Annotated in this window: 14 protein-coding genes and 4 pseudogenes; 8 read left to right on the top strand and 10 right to left on the bottom strand. The window is 72.5% G+C overall.

Features of this window, described 5'->3' with window-relative positions:
* Positions 1 to 129: 129 nt before the first annotated feature.
* Positions 130 to 438 (bottom strand): hypothetical protein, encoded by a 309-nt coding sequence (locus WJ438_RS09320; RefSeq protein WP_406724797.1) that lies wholly within the window; start codon positions 436 to 438, stop codon positions 130 to 132.
* Between the two features lie 93 nt (positions 439 to 531).
* Here WJ438_RS09320 and WJ438_RS09325 point away from each other — a divergent pair, with 93 nt between their 5' ends.
* Positions 532 to 990: a DNA glycosylase AlkZ-like family protein gene (locus tag WJ438_RS09325; protein ID WP_406729638.1), complete on the top strand. Its 459-nt coding sequence runs from the start codon at positions 532 to 534 to the stop codon at positions 988 to 990.
* 54 nt (positions 991 to 1044) lie between these two features.
* On the opposite strand, the gene WJ438_RS09330 is transcribed toward WJ438_RS09325, so the two are convergent.
* The gene (locus tag WJ438_RS09330; RefSeq protein WP_406724798.1) at positions 1045 to 2052 is read right to left on the bottom strand and encodes a homoserine dehydrogenase; all 1008 of its coding nucleotides are present in this window, start codon (positions 2050 to 2052) and stop codon (positions 1045 to 1047) included.
* Positions 2053 to 2139: 87 nt separating this feature from the next.
* Positions 2140 to 3371 (bottom strand): annotated as a pseudogene (locus WJ438_RS09335) (carboxylesterase/lipase family protein); the annotation flags it as partial.
* A 234-nt stretch (positions 3372 to 3605) separates the two neighbouring features.
* Between WJ438_RS09335 and WJ438_RS09340 the strand changes: the two are divergent.
* Together WJ438_RS09340 and WJ438_RS09345 are read left to right on the top strand one after the other, a co-directional pair.
* Entirely contained in the window at positions 3606 to 3959 is a 354-nt protein-coding gene (locus WJ438_RS09340; RefSeq protein ID WP_406724799.1) for a substrate-binding domain-containing protein, read from the top strand.
* A 63-nt stretch (positions 3960 to 4022) separates the two neighbouring features.
* A pseudogene (locus tag WJ438_RS09345) lies at positions 4023 to 4426 on the top strand (VOC family protein).
* On the opposite strand, the gene WJ438_RS09350 reads toward WJ438_RS09345, so the two are convergent.
* The 7 genes from WJ438_RS09350 to WJ438_RS09380 form a co-directional block, all read right to left on the bottom strand.
* A complete protein-coding gene (locus WJ438_RS09350; protein WP_406724800.1) occupies positions 4406 to 5098 on the bottom strand; it encodes a helix-turn-helix domain-containing protein in 693 nt (230 codons plus the stop codon). The pseudogene WJ438_RS09345 and the gene WJ438_RS09350 overlap by 21 nt on opposite strands.
* A 10-nt stretch (positions 5099 to 5108) precedes the next feature.
* On the bottom strand, positions 5109 to 6044 hold the full coding sequence (locus WJ438_RS09355; protein WP_406724801.1) for an AraC family transcriptional regulator: 936 nt from the start codon (positions 6042 to 6044) through the stop codon (positions 5109 to 5111).
* Positions 6045 to 6269: 225 nt separating this feature from the next.
* Positions 6270 to 7361, bottom strand: coding sequence for an ABC transporter ATP-binding protein (locus WJ438_RS09360; protein WP_406724802.1), 1092 nt, complete (start codon positions 7359 to 7361; stop codon positions 6270 to 6272).
* Positions 7358 to 8965 carry an ABC transporter permease gene (locus WJ438_RS09365; protein WP_406724803.1) on the bottom strand — a complete coding sequence of 536 codons (1608 nt, stop codon included), beginning with the start codon at positions 8963 to 8965 and terminating at the stop codon, positions 7358 to 7360. The genes WJ438_RS09360 and WJ438_RS09365 overlap by 4 nt, the downstream gene beginning before the upstream one ends.
* A gap of 5 nt (positions 8966 to 8970) precedes the next feature.
* Positions 8971 to 9843 carry an iron ABC transporter substrate-binding protein gene (locus WJ438_RS09370; RefSeq protein WP_406729639.1) on the bottom strand — a complete coding sequence of 291 codons (873 nt, stop codon included), beginning with the start codon at positions 9841 to 9843 and terminating at the stop codon, positions 8971 to 8973.
* A 19-nt stretch (positions 9844 to 9862) separates the two neighbouring features.
* The gene (locus tag WJ438_RS09375; protein ID WP_406724804.1) at positions 9863 to 10024 is read right to left on the bottom strand and encodes a hypothetical protein; all 162 of its coding nucleotides are present in this window, start codon (positions 10022 to 10024) and stop codon (positions 9863 to 9865) included.
* Positions 10025 to 10277: 253 nt separating this feature from the next.
* A complete protein-coding gene (locus WJ438_RS09380; RefSeq protein WP_406724805.1) occupies positions 10278 to 11429 on the bottom strand; it encodes a YihY/virulence factor BrkB family protein in 1152 nt (383 codons plus the stop codon).
* Between the two features lie 90 nt (positions 11430 to 11519).
* Between WJ438_RS09380 and WJ438_RS09385 the strand changes: the two genes are divergently transcribed.
* The 5 genes and pseudogenes from WJ438_RS09385 to WJ438_RS09405 all read left to right on the top strand — a co-directional run bounded on the left by WJ438_RS09385 (position 11520) and on the right by WJ438_RS09405 (position 16445).
* Positions 11520 to 13154 carry an acyl-CoA dehydrogenase family protein gene (locus tag WJ438_RS09385; protein ID WP_406724806.1) on the top strand — a complete coding sequence of 545 codons (1635 nt, stop codon included), beginning with the start codon at positions 11520 to 11522 and terminating at the stop codon, positions 13152 to 13154.
* Between the two features lie 282 nt (positions 13155 to 13436).
* Positions 13437 to 13934, top strand: a pseudogene (locus WJ438_RS09390) (transcriptional regulator); the annotation flags it as partial.
* Positions 13935 to 14150: 216 nt separating this feature from the next.
* Positions 14151 to 15481: pseudogene (locus WJ438_RS09395) on the top strand (hypothetical protein).
* Positions 15482 to 15572: 91 nt separating this feature from the next.
* On the top strand, positions 15573 to 16145 hold the full coding sequence (locus tag WJ438_RS09400) for a GNAT family N-acetyltransferase (protein ID WP_406724807.1): 573 nt from the start codon (positions 15573 to 15575) through the stop codon (positions 16143 to 16145).
* Between the two features lie 216 nt (positions 16146 to 16361).
* Positions 16362 to 16445: a putative leader peptide gene (locus WJ438_RS09405; RefSeq protein ID WP_310887545.1), complete on the top strand. Its 84-nt coding sequence runs from the start codon at positions 16362 to 16364 to the stop codon at positions 16443 to 16445.
* Positions 16446 to 16543: the final 98 nt, after the last annotated feature.

The following is a 16543-nucleotide window of genomic DNA, read 5'->3' on the forward strand; positions in this document are numbered from 1 at the left end:
ACCGTCGGCTTCTGCCCGGACACCGAGTCCCTCACACGCCGCGGTCAGGGCCTTCCCGGCTGACCACGGGGTCCGTTTCGCTCATCGGCATGCTCTCGAAGACAATCGGGCCGCCGTAGAAGTCGGAAATCATTTCGAACGATTCGCGGACCCCACTGTCCGACCGGAGCGTGTCCGCCGGGGCTCCTCGAGGAGCTGCGACGCCGTCATCAGGGAGAGCCCGACCAGAACGAGCGGCATGTTGCCCCCGGAGGGCATGCGGCGCGTGGCCGCGAGCCCTCCGGCCAGCAGGAGCGCACCGGCACCCCACAGTCCGGGACGGCTCACACTGCCGCGGAACCAAGGCAGTACGATCCGGCCGGTCACCAGCGCCACCGCCCCCGCCGCCCCGAGCACCAGTGCCATCACCGAACCGACCACCAGAAAGAACGTGGACACGCGCCCCCCTTGATCACTCCAGCGATGATCATCTCAGAAGCCCGGGGGCCGCAATGAAGGACGCGTCCTCCCTGCCCGCCTGGCCTCCTGGTCCTGCCCGGCGCCCGGCTTCTCAGGAGGGGTGCCGCACCTTCCAGGGCACAGCGGAGATGCAGGACCGGTTACGCGGCGGCCTGGCGGCAGATGGTGTCGGCGGGCAGGCCGGCGCCGCCGAGGCTGCTGCCGATGTGGGACAGCACGATGCTGGCCCACGCCGTCCCCGGGCGGCTCCTGCCCCGGGAATACCGGCCGTCGGTCGTACGGCGCAACGGCGACATACTGCCCTGCCTGCTCGTTGACGGGCAGGTCGCCGGAGTCTGGCGCGCGACTGACGGCGGGCTGGCACTGACCGCCTTCCGCACACTCGCTAAGGCCGCGTGGCACGGTCTGACCGAGGAGGCGAAGAGGTTGTGCGTACTGCTCGGCGACCGCGACCCAGCCGTCTACCGGCGCACCGGGCACTGGTGGGACAAGGGGATTCCCGGTGTCGAAAGCAGGATCGTCAAGGGCTGACCGCCCTGCCCGCTCTGCGCCCTCCCGGAGCGCAGGTCCCCCGCGTATCACGTGTCAGAGGAACCCGGCTCGGGGGGCCGTGACCTCGATGGTGTCCTTCACCAGGGCGAGCGCGGCACCCAGGGGACTCGAGCGTCCCCCGCTGACGATCACGTCACCGGCATCGGGGCAGCCGAACACCACGGCCTTCTCCGGTCCGACGAGCGCGTGCAAAGGGTCACCGGGCTCCGTCTCCTCCAGTCGGACGCGGACCAGGCGGGGCGTGTCCAAGGATGCGCTTGCCACGGCCCGCAGGCGGCGTGCTCGGGAGGCCGCGTCCAGCGCCGCCCGGGAAGTGTCCTCGTCCACCGGCTCCGCCTGCACCCGTACGGACGCCGGGTCCCATCCCCAGGCCAGCGCTGCCAGCAGCCGCACCTTCGTGGCGGCATCCTCACCGGACAGGTCGGACGAAGGATCCGCTTCCGCGGTCCCGCGGCGCTGAGCCTCCCGAACCGCCTCACCCAGCGAGTCGCCCGCGGCGAGGCGGTCGAGGACGAAAGTGGCGGTGCCGTTCGGGCAGGCCCGAATCGTCGTGCAGCCCAAGCCTCGCAACGAGGTCCTGGACAGGTCCCCCGCCGGCAGAGCGGCTCCCGTCGCCCCGGAGATCCTGATCATGACGGCGGCTGCGCGGGCCGCTTCGTCGAGGTCCCGCCAGTGGCTGAGCAGGTGGCTCTTGGTGGCCGTGACCACATGGACCCCTCTGCGCAGGGCGATCATGGCCTCCTCCGCGGCGTGCCGGCGGAGTCGGGGTGAGGACGGGATCGCCTGGACGAACACGCGGGCAGCGGTCCGGTCGAGTGTCTCCTCCAACGAGACCAGCGGGCTCCACGCCGAGCGGGGCGGCACGGGTCCGCCCTCGCGGAGTCGGCACTGTCCGGAACTCGCCCGGACGGCACCGACGTCCACCCGTACACCGTGCCGACGGGCAAGCTCGTCCCGCTGCCGAACCAGGTACTCGACGTAGGCCTGGCCGACCGGACCGTATCCGGAGAGCACCACATCGGCCCGGCTCACTTCACGCATGGTTCTCTGCTCCTCTTCGGTACGCCGTGCGGGAGGTCAAGCCTCGCATTCCCTCGTGGTGCCACCGGGGAAGAACCGACCTCGCGCGGGAACGGAGCCGAAGCCGAGTTCCAGGGCGTGGCAGGCGCCCATGCCGGGGCGGTGGGAGGGCCAGGCGAACTCGTAGACGTACGAGGGGGCTTCGCGGTCGTCGGCGAGTCGGTGGAGCGGGGTGCGCAGGAGGTGGTCGGTGATCAACTGACCGACGATCTCGGCGGTGCCGGCGTCCGGGCGCAGGGCGCGGTAGCCGCCCGGGACCTCGCTGCCGCAGTGGCAGCGGGTCATCGCCCCGGCCAGGGCGACCGCGCCGAGCCGGTCGATGCGTTCCATGAGTCCGCCCGGCACCAGCCACAGCCGGTACTCCTCGCTGGTCCAGCCGGTGAGCAGGTCGACGCCGGGGGCCGCGCCGCCGTCGGTGAGTGCTTCCAGGGGGTCGCGCGGGACGAGGTCGTCGCCGGTGACGATGCCGAAGGCGGGTCCGCCGAGCACCGGGCTGCTGAGGCGCCCCACCTCGGCCCTGGGTGCGCAGCAGCAGCTCGCGGTCGACGGCGGCGAAGGCCTCGGCGGTCGCGGGGACCTTCAGCCGGCCGGTCATGCGGCGCACCACCCGTCGCACCTTGTCCCGGTCGGACACCGCGGGCGGGCCGCTCTGCAGGATGGCCCGCCGGACCAGGCCCTGGGCCTGCGGGGCGGCGATCAGCACGCCCGCGCTGATCGCCCCGGCGGACTGGCCGCCCAGGGTGATGCGGTCGGGGTCGCCGCCGAAGGCCGCGACCGACTCGTGGACCCAGCGCAGGGCGGCGAGCTGGTCGCGCAGGCCCGGGTTGGCGGGGACGTCCGGGAAGAGGCCGTAGCCCTCGACGCCGAGCCGTTAGTTGACCGACACGAACACCACGCCGTCACGGGCGAAGGTCCGCCCGTCGTACACCGGTACCGCCGAGGAACCTCTGGTCAGGGCTCCTCCGTGCAGCCACACCAGCACCGGCAGAAGGGCCGTCGGGGACGGGTCGGGGGTCCAGACGTTCAGGTTGAGACAGTCGTCGCCGGGGACGGACGGGTCGGCCAGATAGCGCGCGAAGGCTTCGGAGTACGGGGTTTCGGGGCGGTGGGGCCGAAGGCGACGGCGTCGCGTACGCCGTCCCAGGGGTCCGGCGGGAGGGGTGGCCGGAATCTGCGGGGCCGAACGGCGGCGCCGCGTACGGGATGCCCCGGAACGCGGCGACCTTGTTTTCCCACCTGCCGCGTACGGCACCGTACGGTGTTCTGACCACGGGCGTCATAGGGGTCACGGGGTTCACCCGGTCGTCTGCCGTCATCGGCCTGCCAGCCCTTCGCAGAGCCTCCAGTATCACAAGAGCACCAATATGCTCATCAGTATTCCTGCACCATTTCGGTGGCCGACTGCGGGCGACGGGCGGCGCGGTGCCGCCGTCTACCGTCGGCGAAGTTCTGTATGCGGGATTCGACAGATTGTCCGGCATGCGACCTTCTCGCAAACGCGCCGCCCCACTCCGATGCTCTCCGCACCGCTCCCGCCACGTTGCCTCACACCTGTGACAGAAAGCGCCTTCCATCCGGTCGCGCCCCGGACCGCCGGGTGGTCTCGGCACCCCTGGCCCGCGGCCGCTGCGGCCGTACGGAACCCATGGGCGCCAAAGGACGTGAGCGTGATCGGCTTCGACGATCTCCCCGGGGTCCGCCGGCTCGCCCCGCCGCTGTCGACGGTCCGTCAGCCCCTGTCCGAGATGGCGGCGACGGCCCCGCGCCTCCTGCTCCGCATCATGGACGGCCACCACCCGGAGAGCACCCGCACCGAGTTGTCCACCCACCTGGTCGAACGCGCGAACGCGGCACCGCCGCGCGGTTGATCCACACGTGAGCGCGTCCGATTCCTTCAAGACCGGGGGCCGGGGCGTGCCTACGGTGCTCTCATGAGTGCACGATTTGCTGCCATCGGATTGGTCGTCTCCGACATGGGCGCCTCCGTCGCCTTCTATCGGCGGCTCGGGTTCGCGTTTCCCGAGGGGGCCGAGGAACAGGGTCACGCCGAGGCCGAGTTGCCGGGCGGGTTGCGGTTGTTGCTGGACACCGAGGAGGTGGTCCGGTCGTTCCACACCGGGTGGCGGCCGCCGTCCGGCGGGGACGGGCATCGCTCGCTCTGCGGTGCGACAGTCCCGCGGAAGTTGACACGACGTATGAGGAGTTGGTGGACGGCGGCTGCCGAGGGGAGCTCAAGCCGTGGGACGCCGTGTGGGGGCAGCGGTACGCCGTGGTGCTCGACCCGGACGGGAACGGCGTCGATCTGTTCGCCCCGCTAGCGGCCGGCGGCCAGTAGCTCGCTCAGGGCCAGGCCCGTCAAGGCCCGTACTTCGCGGGACAGATGGGCCTGGTCCGCGTAACCGGTGCGGGTGGCCGTCTCCGCGAACGGGGTGCCCGTGCGGGCCAGGGCGAGGGCTCGGTGGAGGCGGAGGATGCGGGCCAGGGTCTTGGGGCCGTAGCCGAACGCGGTGAGCGAACGGCGGTGCAACTGGCGGGCGCTCAGGCCGAGTTCGTCGGCGGTTGCGGCGACCGGGCGGCCCGCGTCCAGGGCGGCCACGACCCGCAGCAGCACCGGGTCGGGCGGAGCGGCCTCGGCGGTCCGCCCCAGGGCCAGGTCCTCCAGGCCGCGCGCCGGGTCACCCGTCGCGTTCACCCGGGCGGTCAGGCGGCGTACCTCCGCCGTCGGCCACAGGTCCGCCAAGTCGGTGCGTCGGTCGCGCAGTTCGTGCGCGGGGACGCCCAGCAGGGCGGGGGCGGTGCCGGGGCGGAAGCGGATGCCCACCCAGGGGCGGGTCGCGTCGCCCTCGGCGAGGTGGGCGTGGGTGTCGGGACCCGCGACCAGCAGGCGTCCGTCGTGCCAGAGCAGGTCCATGCAGCCGTCGGGCAGTACCCGGCCCGCTCCGGTGCCGACCGGGGTGTTGGTCCACACGATCGCGCCCGGCAGCCGTGCCGCCCGCTCGCTGTACACGTCACCCACGCTACGCGGCCCGCGTCCGCCACTCCTGCGGGCTGACGCCGTACGCCCGTTTGAAGGCCGTCGACAGGGCGAAGGCGCTCCCGTAGCCGACGTGGCGGGCGATCGCGCCGATCGTGTCGTCGGTGTCGCGGAGACGGTCCGCGGCGAGGGCGAGGCGCCAGCCGGTGAGGTACGTCATCGGGGGTTCGCCGACGCGTTCGGTGAAGCGGCGGGCCAGCGCGGCGCGCGAGACGCCGGCCTTCGCGGCGAGTGCGGCGACCGTCCAGGGGTGGGCGGGGTCGTCCTGGACGAGGCGCAGCACCGGGCCGACGACGGGGTCCCCCAGGGCCTCGTACCAGGCGGGCGGCGCTGCCTCGGGGCGGGCGAACCAGGCCCGCAGGGCGGCGATGACCAGCAGGTCGAGCAGCCGGTCGAGGACGACCTCCTGGCCGGGTTCGTCCCGCACGATCTCCGCCATGAGGAGCGGGGTGAGCGGGCAGTCCCAGTCGTCGGCGGTGAGGGAGAGCAGGGCGGGCAGCGCGTCGAGGAGTCGGCCGCCGATCTCGCCCCGCATCTGGTAGGTGCCGATGAGCATGACCGTGTCACCGTCGGGCCGGTCGCCCCAGGTGCGGACGCCGAGGTCCATGACACCGTTCAGCGGGCGCCCGTCGGGGTAGTGGCACTCCTCGCCCGGCAGGATCAGCGCCTGCGGCGCGGTGCCGGGGTCGTCGGCGCAGGTGTACGGGTCGGGGCCGCGCGCGATGGCGAGGTCGCCGGGGCGCAGCCGCAACCGGTCGCCGCGGTCCGGCACGATCCAGGCGTCACCGCGGACGAGCAGCATCACGGTCAGCGGGGCGCGGTCCTCGATCCGGACCGACCAGGGCGGGTCGAAGCACGCCCTGATCACGAACGCCCCACGGGCGCGGGGGCCTTCCAGCAGGCCGGTGAGAGCGTCCATGGGGCCAGCGTAAACGCGGGGTGGGCTGCCCCGGCACGCTTGCTTCTCCTCGTCCGACCGTCCCGTCGACTCCGTACGGGAAGTGCGGGTGTGGCGGCCGGGCCGACGCCGGCGGTCGTGGCCCGCGGGACGGGGGTGTCGGTGCCGGCCGCGTCCCACTACGCCGCCCGCGTCCGCCACTTCCGTGAGCCGACCCCCGCGCGCCCGCCCGACGTCCCGCACCGGTCAGGCGGTGGCCGCGGGGCCGTCCCCGCCCACCACGCATCCGTTGCCGTCCCGCCGGGGGAGGTGGAGGGTCGCCGTGCCGGTGACGGCCGGGCTCACCGGATCGCCGGGCCGGTGAGCGACCGGCCCTGGAACACGGACGTGCACCGGTGAGTCCAGTCCGGTCACCGCCACCGTCACCAGGGTGTCCGGTCCGTGGAAGGAGACGTCCGCCACCGTGCCGTGGGGAGCCTGGCCGGACGGTGCACCGAGGGTGAGCTGTTCGGGGCGCAGCACGACCGTTCCGGCACCGCCGTCCACCGGGGTCTCCAACGGGATGCGGCCCAGGGCGGTGTCCGCGGTCGTGCCCCTGCCGGTGCCCGGAAGCATGACGACGCCACCGACGAAAGCAGCCACCCAGGGGTCGTCCGGCCTGCGGTAGACGTCCTGCGGAGTTCCGCACTGAGCCACTCTGCCCGCCCTGACGACCGCCACGAGGTCTGCTGTGGAGAGTGCCTCCTGCTGGTCGTGGGTGATGAGGACACCCGTCGCCCCGGTGGACCTGAGCGCCGCGCGTACATCGGCCCGTACGCCTGCCCGCAGTCCGCTGTCGAGCGCGTTGAACGGTTCGTCGAACAGGACGATCGCGGGTTCCGGGGCGAGCGCCCGCGCCAGCGAGACGCGTTGCTGCTGGCCGCCGGACAGTTCGTGGGGCATCCGGTCCCCGTAGCCGTGCAGGCCGACGAGATCGAGCATGTCCCCGGTGCGCCGACGGCGTTCGGCCGGGGAGGAGCCCGCCAGTCCGAACGCGACATTGCGCGCCACGCTCAGGTGCGGGAACAAGGCACCCTCCTGCGGCACGATGCCGATGCGCCGCCGTTCCGGGGGGAGGTGGGTGCCGGGTCCGGTGACGGTCCGCCCGCCGATCTCGACCGTCCCCGCGTCCGCCCGCAGAAAACCTGCCACGATGCGCAGCATGGTCGTCTTTCCGCAGCCCGAAGGCCCGAGAACGGCGGCCAGCCGCCCCGCGGGGACGGAGAGGTCGATCCCGTTCAGGACGGGGGCGCCGGGACCGTAGGACTTGGTGAGCCCGGTGATCCGCAGGTCGGTCATGGGCGGTGCCTTCCGAGGAGGTACGAGGGAACGGCGGCGATCAGGATGAGGACGGCCGCGTACGGAGCGGCGGCGGCGTACGAGCCGGTTCCGGTCTCGGTCCACAGGCGGGTCGCGAGGGTGTCCATACCGGTGGGCCGGAGCAGCAGGGTCGCCGGGAGTTCCTTCATGCAGACCACGAAGGTCAGGGCGGCGCCCGCGGCGATACCGGGAGCGGCGAGCGGAACCGTGACCTCGCGCAGGACACCCAGAGGCCCTCGTCCGAGAGAACGCGCGACGTCCTCCAGCACGGGCGGTGACTGAAGGACCGCTGCCCGGGTGGCGCCCACGGCGACCGGCAGGAACAGCACTGCGTAGGCGGCGACGAGCAGGGGCAGCTCCTGGTACAGCGGGTGGGCGAACCGCACCGCGAGGAAGACCATCGCAAGGCCCACGGTGATCCCGGGCACGGCATGGCCCGCGTACGCGGCCTGCTCCAGCAGGTGCGCGGCGCGGCCCCGATGGCGGGCGGCGAGCACGCCGACGGGAAGCGCCAGGCACGTGGTGAGCGCGGCGCCGAGGGCCGCCACGAGCAGCGTGATCCCCCCGGTCTCCAGCAGTCCCCGCGGATCCCAGGTACGGGAGTTGCCGACCGCCAGCCAGTACCCGAGGGTCCCGGCCGGGAAGGCGACCCCGGCCGCGGCGACGGCCGAGCACCAGCCGAGTGCGGGCCACTTCAGTCGGCCGAGCGGGGTCGGGGGCGCGGGCCTGGCCGTGCCGCCGCCGGTCCGGGCATGGCCCGCACGGCCGCGGGTACGCGCCTCGGCGGCCACCAGCAGCACCGTCATCAGGACGAGCACCACGCTGAGGGCGGCTGCGGGCGTGCGGTCGAAACTCGCCTTGTACGACGTGTGGATGGCCCGGGTGAAGGTCTCGTACCGCATGATCGACACGGCCCCGAAGTCGGAGAGGACGTACAGCGCCACGAGCAGTCCGCCTCCGGCCGCGGCCGGGCGGAGCTGCGGCAGGGTGACCCGACGGAACGTGCTCCAAGGCCCGTGGCCCAGGGCGCGCGCCGCTTCCTCCTGGGCGGGGTCGATACCGCGCAGCGCGGCAGCCACCGGCAGATACACGTACGGGTAGCTGACCAGGGTGAGCGCGAAGGCGGCACCGCTGAATCCGGCGAGGTCGGGGCGCGCCGAGATCCAGGCGAAGGCCGCGACATAGCTGGGCACGGCGAGCGGCAGCGTGGCGAGCACCGACCACGCGCGCCGGCCGGGCAGCGCGGTGCGGACGGTCAGCCAGGCGAGGGAGATGCCCAGGACGAGGCAAGCGGTCACCACCACGGCGGCCAGGCCGACGCTCCGGGCGAGCAGTTCCAGCGTGCGGTCGGTCGCGACGACGTTCCACGCGTACTCGGGACCTCGCTCCACCGCCCGTACGACCAGGTAGACCAGCGGGAGGAGGGCCAGGGCTGCGGCTGCCGAAGCCAGGGCCAGGAGGAAGAGCGGCGGTCTGCGCCCGGCACGCCCGGGCCTGGACGGTGCGGGGGCGTTGTCCGGGCCCGGGGCGGACTGGGCGGGTGCCGACGGGGCCTGGTGGCCTCGGGTACCCGAACTCTTCATACCGATCAGACCATTCCGGCTTCCTGGAGCATCTCCAGCGTCACCTGAAGGGATTCCAGCCGGCTCAGGTCGATCTCCGGCGCGTCGATGGACTCGAGCGGCGGAAGGTCGTCCTCGCTGGTGACTCCGGCGGCCAGCGGGTACTCGTGGGTCTCGTTCGCGAAGTAGGTCTGTGCCTCCTTCGCCAGGAAGAAGTCGACGGCCTTCTGCGCCGCGGCGCTCTGGTCGCTGCCCTTGATGACTCCGACGCCCGCGACGTTGACGAGCGCGCCCGGGTCGCCCTTCGTGGGGAAGTGCAGCTTGGCCTTGAGCTTGTCCGCGCCCTCCTCCTCGGCCTTCTCGTACCAGTAGTAGTGATTGATCAGACCGAGTTCGGCCTTGCCGTCGTCGACGGCGTCGAGGACCGCGCCGTTCTTCTCGTACACCTGAGGGTCGTTGGCCTGGAAGTCCTTCAGCCACTTGCGCGTGGCGTCGTCGCCCTCGAGGACCCGCATACCGGTCACGAACGCCTGGAACGAGGCGTTGGTGGGCGCGTAGCCGACCTTCCCCTTCCATTCCGGCTTGGTCAGTTCGTGCACGCTGTCCGGTGCCTTGGCGACCTTGTCGCTGTGGTAGGCGATGACGCGGACCCGCCCCGACACACCGACCCAGTTGCCGTCCTCCGCGCGGAATGCCTTGTCGACGGTGTCGAGGGACTTCTGCGGCAGCGCCGCGAGGCGGCCCTCCTTGCTCAGGGCGCCGAGCGCGCCGGCGTCCTGCGAGAAGAAGAGGTCCGCGTCGGTCCTGTCGCCCTCTTCGAGGAGCTGGGCGGCGAGTTCGGCACTGTCCCCGTAACGCACCTCGGCCTTGGCGCCGGTGGCCTTCTCCAGCTTCTCGATGAGCGGCGCGACGAGGTCCTCACTGCGGCCGGAGTAGACGACGAGGGTCCCTCCCCCGTTCTTCCCCGGCCTCGGTGCCGGAGCCGGTCTCCTTGCCGTCCGAACCGCAGGCGGCCATCAGGGGGACGAGCAGGGCTGCGGCGGCGAGGGCCCCGATCGTGCGGGAGGAGGGGTGTTTCATGTCAGAGCCTTTCCAAAGCATGGGTCGTGATTATTTAAGGTTAGGCTTACCTAATGAAGCAACTCTGTCCCGTTCTCCGTAACCAAACTGGGATCTGATGCGTCCTGGTGGGATTTGTGGGAGCGGACTCGTCGCCGTCGCGCAGGGGTGAACCGGGCGAGCGGTCCCGGGCACGGGCAGCAGCCGCGACGACGCCGAGCGGATCAGTGCCCGCGGACAGGTCTCGGACGCGGGGCGGGGCGGACGTGCGGCCTCACTTCTCCTCGCCCTCGGAGCCCTCCTCGTTCCTCGGGTGGTGGTGGCTGCTCTTCACGTGGGTGCGCAGGCGGGCCGTGACGTCCTCCGGGGGCAGGAAGCGGGACCAGCGTTCGGGGAACTCGGCGGGCATGTCCGGGTCGGTCTCGTCGGCGGCCGCGGTGGAGGTGCGGGCGACGTACTCGGCGACCTGCTCCTGCCGCAGCCGCTCGTTGGCCTCGCGGGCGGCGGCCGTCGCGGCGGCCGGCCAGACCCGGTCGATGGCGGCGTTGACCGCGGCCCCCACGAGCACGGCGAAGGCGGACACGCCGATCCACAGCAGGACGGCGACGGGGGCCGCGAGGGAGCCGTAGATGGTGGGGCCCTCGACGGTGTTGGTGAGGTAGATCCGCAGCAGGAAGCTGCCGAACACCCACATGGCGAGGGCGACCAATGCGCCGGGCACGTCCTCGATCCACGGGGACCGCACGGGTACGGAGACGTGGTACAGCGTGGTCAGGAAGGCGACCGACAACAGGATCACCACCGGCCAGTACAGGATCTGCACGAGCGTCGCCGACCAGGGGACCACCCGGACGACGGCGTCGGGCCCCGCCACCATCAGGGGCAGCGCGACCGAGCCCACCAGCAGGGCCACGATGAACAGCAGGAAGGCCAACAGCCGGGTCTTGACGATGCCGCGCACCCCGTCGAGGCCGTACATCACGGTGATGGTGTCGATGAAGACGTTCACCGCGCGGGAGCCCGACCACACGGCGAACAGGAAGCCGATGGAGATGACGTCGGGCCTGCCTCCTTTCACGACGTCGTGCAGGATCGGCTCGGCGATCTGTTTCACGCCCCGGTCGGACAGCACGGTGCGGGACGCGTCGAGGATGCTGGTCTGCAGGCTCTGGATGGTCTCGGCGCCGGTCCAGGAGTCGACGTAGCCGAGCAGACCGATCATGCTCAGCAGCAGCGGGGGCACCGACAGCAGGGTGAAGAAGGCCGCCTCGGCGGCCAGGCCCAGGATGCGGTACTCCATGCAGGAATTGACGGTGTCCTTGAGCAGCAGCCAGACGGTCCTGCGTTTGGAGACATTGCTGTACAGGGCGCGGACCCTGTGAAGTCGACCGGAAGGCGCGTCGGGGGATTCGCTTGCTGACTGCACGACCTAAAGGTATCCGCCGTGCTTGGTCGTCCCCACCTGAAGGGCCGCGGGATGAGACGGGGGGTGGCGACGCCGGGTAGGTTCGGGGTCATGGCAGGTAGCACCCACACCGTGACCAACCAGGCGCCGCCGCTGACGCAGTACGACGTGTTCGCCGCCGACCGGGCGCTGACGGAGGCGGTCGAGCGACATCTGGACCCGGCGGTGCTGGACGAGGGCCTGTCCGAACTGTCGGCGCTCGGCCGGACCTCCGGTGCCGCGCAGGTGCAGGACTGGGGGGTGCTGGCCAACGAGAACCCGCCGCGGCTGCGCAGCCACGACCGGTACGGGCATCGGATCGACGAGGTCGACTTCCATCCTGCCTGGCACCGGCTGCTCGGCAAGGGTGTCTCGGCGGGGCTGACGGGCGCGTGGGCGCGGCCGGGCGGGCATGTGCGGCGGGCGGCGGCGTTCGTGATGTGGACGCAGGTCGAGGCCGGCAACTGCTGCCCGCTGTCGATGACGCACGCGGCCGTGCCCGCCCTGCGCGCGGACCCGGCGCTGGCCGCCGAGTGGGAGCCGCGGCTGGCGTCGCCGGTGTACGACTGGGGGCTGCGGTCGGTCCATGAGAAGGCCGGTGTGCTCTTCGGGATGGGCATGACGGAGAAGCAGGGCGGCAGCGACGTACGCGCGAACACGACGTCCGCGCGGCCGCTGGCCGAGGACGGCGCCTACGAGCTGACCGGGCACAAGTGGTTCTGCTCGGCGCCCATGTCGGACGCGTTCCTGGTGCTGGCGCAGGCGCCCGGTGGGCTCACCTGTTTCCTGGTGCCGCGCGTCCTCGCGGACGGCTCGCGCAACGTGTTCCTCATCCAGCGGCTCAAGGACAAGCTGGGCAACCGGTCCAACGCGTCCGCCGAGGTCGAGTTCGCGGGAACCTGGGCGCGGCGGGTCGGGGACGAGGGGCGTGGGGTGCACACCATCATCGGGATGGTGGCGGCGACCCGGCTGGACTGCGTGCTGGGCTCGGCGGGGCTGATGCGGCAGGCCGTCGCGCAGGCGGTGCACCACTGCACGTACCGGGAGGCGTTCGGCGGGAAGCTGGTCGACAAGCCGCTGATGCGCAACGTGCTGGCCGATCTCGCCCTGGAGTCGGAGGCGGCCACCACGCTGGCGCTGCGGCTGGCCGCGGCCTACGACGACGGGGGCGAACAGGAGCGGGCGCTGCTGCGGATCGCGGTGCCGACAGCCAAGTACTGGGTGACGAAGCGGTGTGCGCCGGTCGTCGTGGAGGCGGCGGAGTGCCTGGGCGGCAACGGGTACGTGGAGGAGTCGGGGATGCCCCGGCTGGTGCGCGAGTCGCCGCTGAACTCGGTGTGGGAGGGCGCGGGCAACGTCCAGGCGCTGGACGTGCTGCGGGCCCTGCGCCGGGAGCCGGGGGCGCTGGACGCGTACCTCCGGGAGGTCGGGCGGGCGCGCGGGGCCGATCACCGGCTGGACGGCGCGATCAGAGGCCTGCTGACCGAACTGGCCGATCTGGAGGGTGTCGAGGGGCGGGCGCGGCGGCTGGTGGAGCGGCTCGCGCTGGTGCTCCAGGGCTCACTGCTGGTGCGGTACGCGCCGCCGCAGGTCGCCGACGCGTTCTGCGCGGCTCGGCTGGGCGGTGACGGGGGCGCGTCGTTCGGGACGCTGCCGCACACCCTCGACCTCGCGGCGGTCGTGGAACGGGCCCGGCCGGACTCGTGAGGCGGCGAGCCGTACGACGGCACGTACGGCGACCGGTACGACGCCTCGCGGCGTGACGCGGGGGTGGTGCTGCGCCGACACGGCACCACCCCCGCCGCACAGGCCCCTTGGAGCCGTGGACGCCGCTCGGGACGGCGTCGCTCAAGTTTCAAACAGTGCGGGGCGCTCCACCAGGGTTGCAGGGGGTTGCAACTTGCTGCTGTCCGTGTCCGTACTGGACGCCCTCGCCGCGGGCACACGGCGCTATGAGACCGACAGCCAGGACGGATCTTGGGGGCGCGGCCGGCGGGCCGTAGGTGCGGCTGCCCTCCGAGCCCTTGCCCGGGAGGCCCAGTGGCGCTCTCGCCGACGGACGTGACGCCGCTGGCCGGCGGCCGGCTGGTGCGGGTGGCGGACGAGCCGGTGACCCGCGCGGCGAGCCGGATCGTGCTGGATCTCCAGAGGCCCCGCGACCGGTCGGTGGAGGTGTCCGGCGGGGCGGGTTCCTGGTCCCGGAAGCTGAGCCCCCGCCACGCCGAGCTGCTGTATCCGCCGGCCGTGCGGCGGACCGGTTGCAGCGCCACGGGGCTGGCCGAGGACGCGTTCGGGGATCCGGCCCGTACGGTGACGGTGCGCGCGGAGATGTCCCGGATACGGCGTTATCCCGGCGGGCTGCTGGAACACCGCCCGTACCGGTTCGTGGAGGATGCCGAGGGGGACGTCCTCCTCCCGGACGACCCGCGTGAGCTCCTCCCGCACTCGACGGCTCCGGCGCTGGGCGGCCTTCGGCACCCCGAGCCCCGAGCCCCGAGCCCCGAGCCCCGAGTGTTGTTATCGGCCCGTCATCCCGTCCCGGAAGCGCCTCCGGGCCGTCCGGGCCACTCGTTCCGCATATTTGCAGGGTCTTCGTCCCCCGTCGGGCCCCCCTGCCGTAGCATCCCTCTACGGGCCACCCCACCTGCTCCACGGTCAACGGTCGGATCACCGGACGCAGTTGGCTCGCCTCGGGAGGACGCTATGAAGCATCGCGGCAGACATCGCCGACGCAGGCGGGGCAGGGCGCTGCGGGCGACGCTGGCCGGGACCGCGCTCGCGCTCACGGCGGCGGCCACCATGATCAGTACGTCACAGGCCACCGATGCCGACGACCCCGGGGCGTTGAAGCCGCTGACCGCGTTCGCCGAGACCGCGCCGCTGCGGCTGACCGAGGGCAGTGTGCCCCCGGAGTGGCTCGACCGGCTCTCCGCGGAGATGGGCCGGCCCGTCGGCGTCCGGGCCGTGCTCGACGACACCGACGGTTCCCTGCGGGACGCGGCGGCCTGTCCGGAGGACGACAGGCGGGCGCTGCCCGTCGAACCGGCCGCCACGCGCGCGTACTGCTGGGACGGCGCCGACGTCAAGGGCTGGCGTTCCGGCGCCGTCACCACCTCCGGGGACGCCGACGACGACGGCCGCTGGGGCCCGAGCCGTGTGGTGCTCTCCGGCTGGAGCCAGGGCGGCACCACGGCGGACGGCACTCCGGCGGAGGGCCCCGCGGCCGCGGGTGCCGGCCCGGGGCAGGGCCTCGCGCGCGTCGCGTTCATCGACGCCGGCGACCCTGACGACCTCCGCTACACCTGGGCGCAGCTCGCCGTCCCGGTGGACGACGGCCACGACTACCGGGGGCTGGTCTCCCCCGTGTCCGGCATGGTCTGGTACCAGGACAAGCTGCTGATCACGGCCGGCCGGGGGACGGCAGCGCGCTGTACGTGTACGACGTGGACCGCGTCCAGCGGGCCACCGTGGACGGTACGACGGTCGGGCGGGTGCCCGGCGGCTGGTCGGCGGCCGGGGCGCGGTACGTACTGCCTGCCGTCGCCTCGTACCGGACCGCCGGCGCGGACGCCCCGCAGCCGGGCGGCATCTCGCTGGACCGCAGCACGGCGCCGGACAGCCTGGTCGCGCACGAGGCGGTGCCGGAGGACCACGACGGGCCGACCCGGCTGTGGCGGTACGCGTTCGACGACGACCGTTCCCGCGCGGGGCTGCTGGCCACGGACTCGGTGGGGCAGGCGGACGCGGCCGCGGCGTACGAGACGGAACTGACGGATGTGCGCAGCGTGCTGTCGTACGGGTCGGGCTGGTACCTGGGCCGGATGACCGGGACGCCGGAGGAGCGCGGGACGCTGTGGCGGCAGGACACGGAGGGGGCGCGGCCCACCCGGTGCGGGGCGGACGAGACGCACCGCTGCTGGAGCGGGTCGGCGGAGTCCCTCTCCTACTGGCAGGAGACCGGCGAGGTGTGGTCGCAGTCCGGCCGCATGCTCTTCGCCCTGCCCCTGGACTCCGTCGACCACTCCCTGGACTAGGGCCTGCACGACGCGACCGCTCCCCCGGGACCGTACGCCTCGTCGACCAGGCGTTCGACAGATGCCCGTGCCGGATGGTTCCCTTTCCGGCATGACGACCATCGCCGTGACCACCTGGTCCCTGGAGCAGACCGCGCCCACCGATCTCCTGCCGGCCGCCGTGCCCGAGGGGGATGTGCGGGTCGCCCGTGCCGAGGTGCCCTCCCCGGAGTTCAGCCGTTTCCTGTACGCCTCGGTCGGCGGTGACATCCGCTGGACCGACCGGCTGGGGTGGACGTACGCGCAGTGGCTGGAACACTTGGACCGGCCCGGCGTGGAGACCTGGGTGGCCTACGACCGGGGGACGCCCGCGGGGTACGTGGAGCTGGAGGCGCAGGACGACGGGGTCGTGGAGATCGTCTACTTCGGGCTGATCTCCGCCTTCCGGGGCCGGCGCATCGGCGGGCACCTGCTGTCGTACGGTGTCGCGCGGGCCTGGGACCTGGCGGAGCGCTGGCCTGGACTGAAGCCGACCAGGCGGGTCTGGCTGCACACGTGCAGCAAGGACGGCGAGTACGCCATGGACAACTACCGGCGCCGGGGCTTCAGGCTGTTCGACACCAAGGTCGAGGAGGAGCCCGAGGTCGCCACACCGGGCCCGTGGCCGGGAGCCCACTCCGCCTGAGCGGTACGCCCACCCCTGCTGGCCAGCGCGTCCGACCCGCCTGAACAGCGTGTCAATCCCGCCCGAGCGGCGTCGTTTACCCCGCTTGAACCACACGGGCAAGACCGCCTGGGCCCCTTGTGAGCAAGGACACCCCTGTCTCTCATTCCGAGACAAGGGAGTCCACATCATGGATGAAGCTGGACTGCGTCCAGATCTCCGTGCCACGCTTCCGTCATGCCTGGAACGGGAATCGCCTTGGTGAGTCGGCGGCACGTCGACCTCGGCCGTATGTCCAGCGCCATCTGTCCGGCGCGCTGAGAGCACGTTCAGCAGTATCCGACGGTTCTGCTCCGCTCCGTTCCACCCCTCTTCTCCGTTCGACCGAACTCCCGCGCAATGGCGTGTAGTTGTGACCT

The sequence above is a fragment of the Streptomyces sp. GD-15H genome, from assembly GCF_045291515.1.
GTDB lineage: Bacteria > Actinomycetota > Actinomycetes > Streptomycetales > Streptomycetaceae > Streptomyces.

What these genes read in the sequence shown, in the direction of transcription:
- WJ438_RS09385 (WP_406724806.1), top strand. Translation starts at nt 11,520, where the DNA reads ATGGCAGGTAGCACCCACACCGTGACCAACCAGGCGCCGCCGCTGACG.
- WJ438_RS09340 (WP_406724799.1), top strand. Translation starts at nt 3,606, where the DNA reads ATGCTCTCCGCACCGCTCCCGCCACGTTGCCTCACACCTGTGACAGAA.
- WJ438_RS09405 (WP_310887545.1), top strand. Translation starts at nt 16,362, where the DNA reads ATGCCTGGAACGGGAATCGCCTTGGTGAGTCGGCGGCACGTCGACCTC.
- WJ438_RS09365 (WP_406724803.1), bottom strand. Translation starts at nt 8,965, where the DNA reads ATGAAGAGTTCGGGTACCCGAGGCCACCAGGCCCCGTCGGCACCCGCC.
- WJ438_RS09375 (WP_406724804.1), bottom strand. Translation starts at nt 10,024, where the DNA reads ATGAAACACCCCTCCTCCCGCACGATCGGGGCCCTCGCCGCCGCAGCC.
- WJ438_RS09355 (WP_406724801.1), bottom strand. Translation starts at nt 6,044, where the DNA reads ATGGACGCTCTCACCGGCCTGCTGGAAGGCCCCCGCGCCCGTGGGGCG.
- WJ438_RS09360 (WP_406724802.1), bottom strand. Translation starts at nt 7,361, where the DNA reads ATGACCGACCTGCGGATCACCGGGCTCACCAAGTCCTACGGTCCCGGC.
- WJ438_RS09330 (WP_406724798.1), bottom strand. Translation starts at nt 2,052, where the DNA reads ATGCGTGAAGTGAGCCGGGCCGATGTGGTGCTCTCCGGATACGGTCCG.
- WJ438_RS09400 (WP_406724807.1), top strand. Translation starts at nt 15,573, where the DNA reads ATGACGACCATCGCCGTGACCACCTGGTCCCTGGAGCAGACCGCGCCC.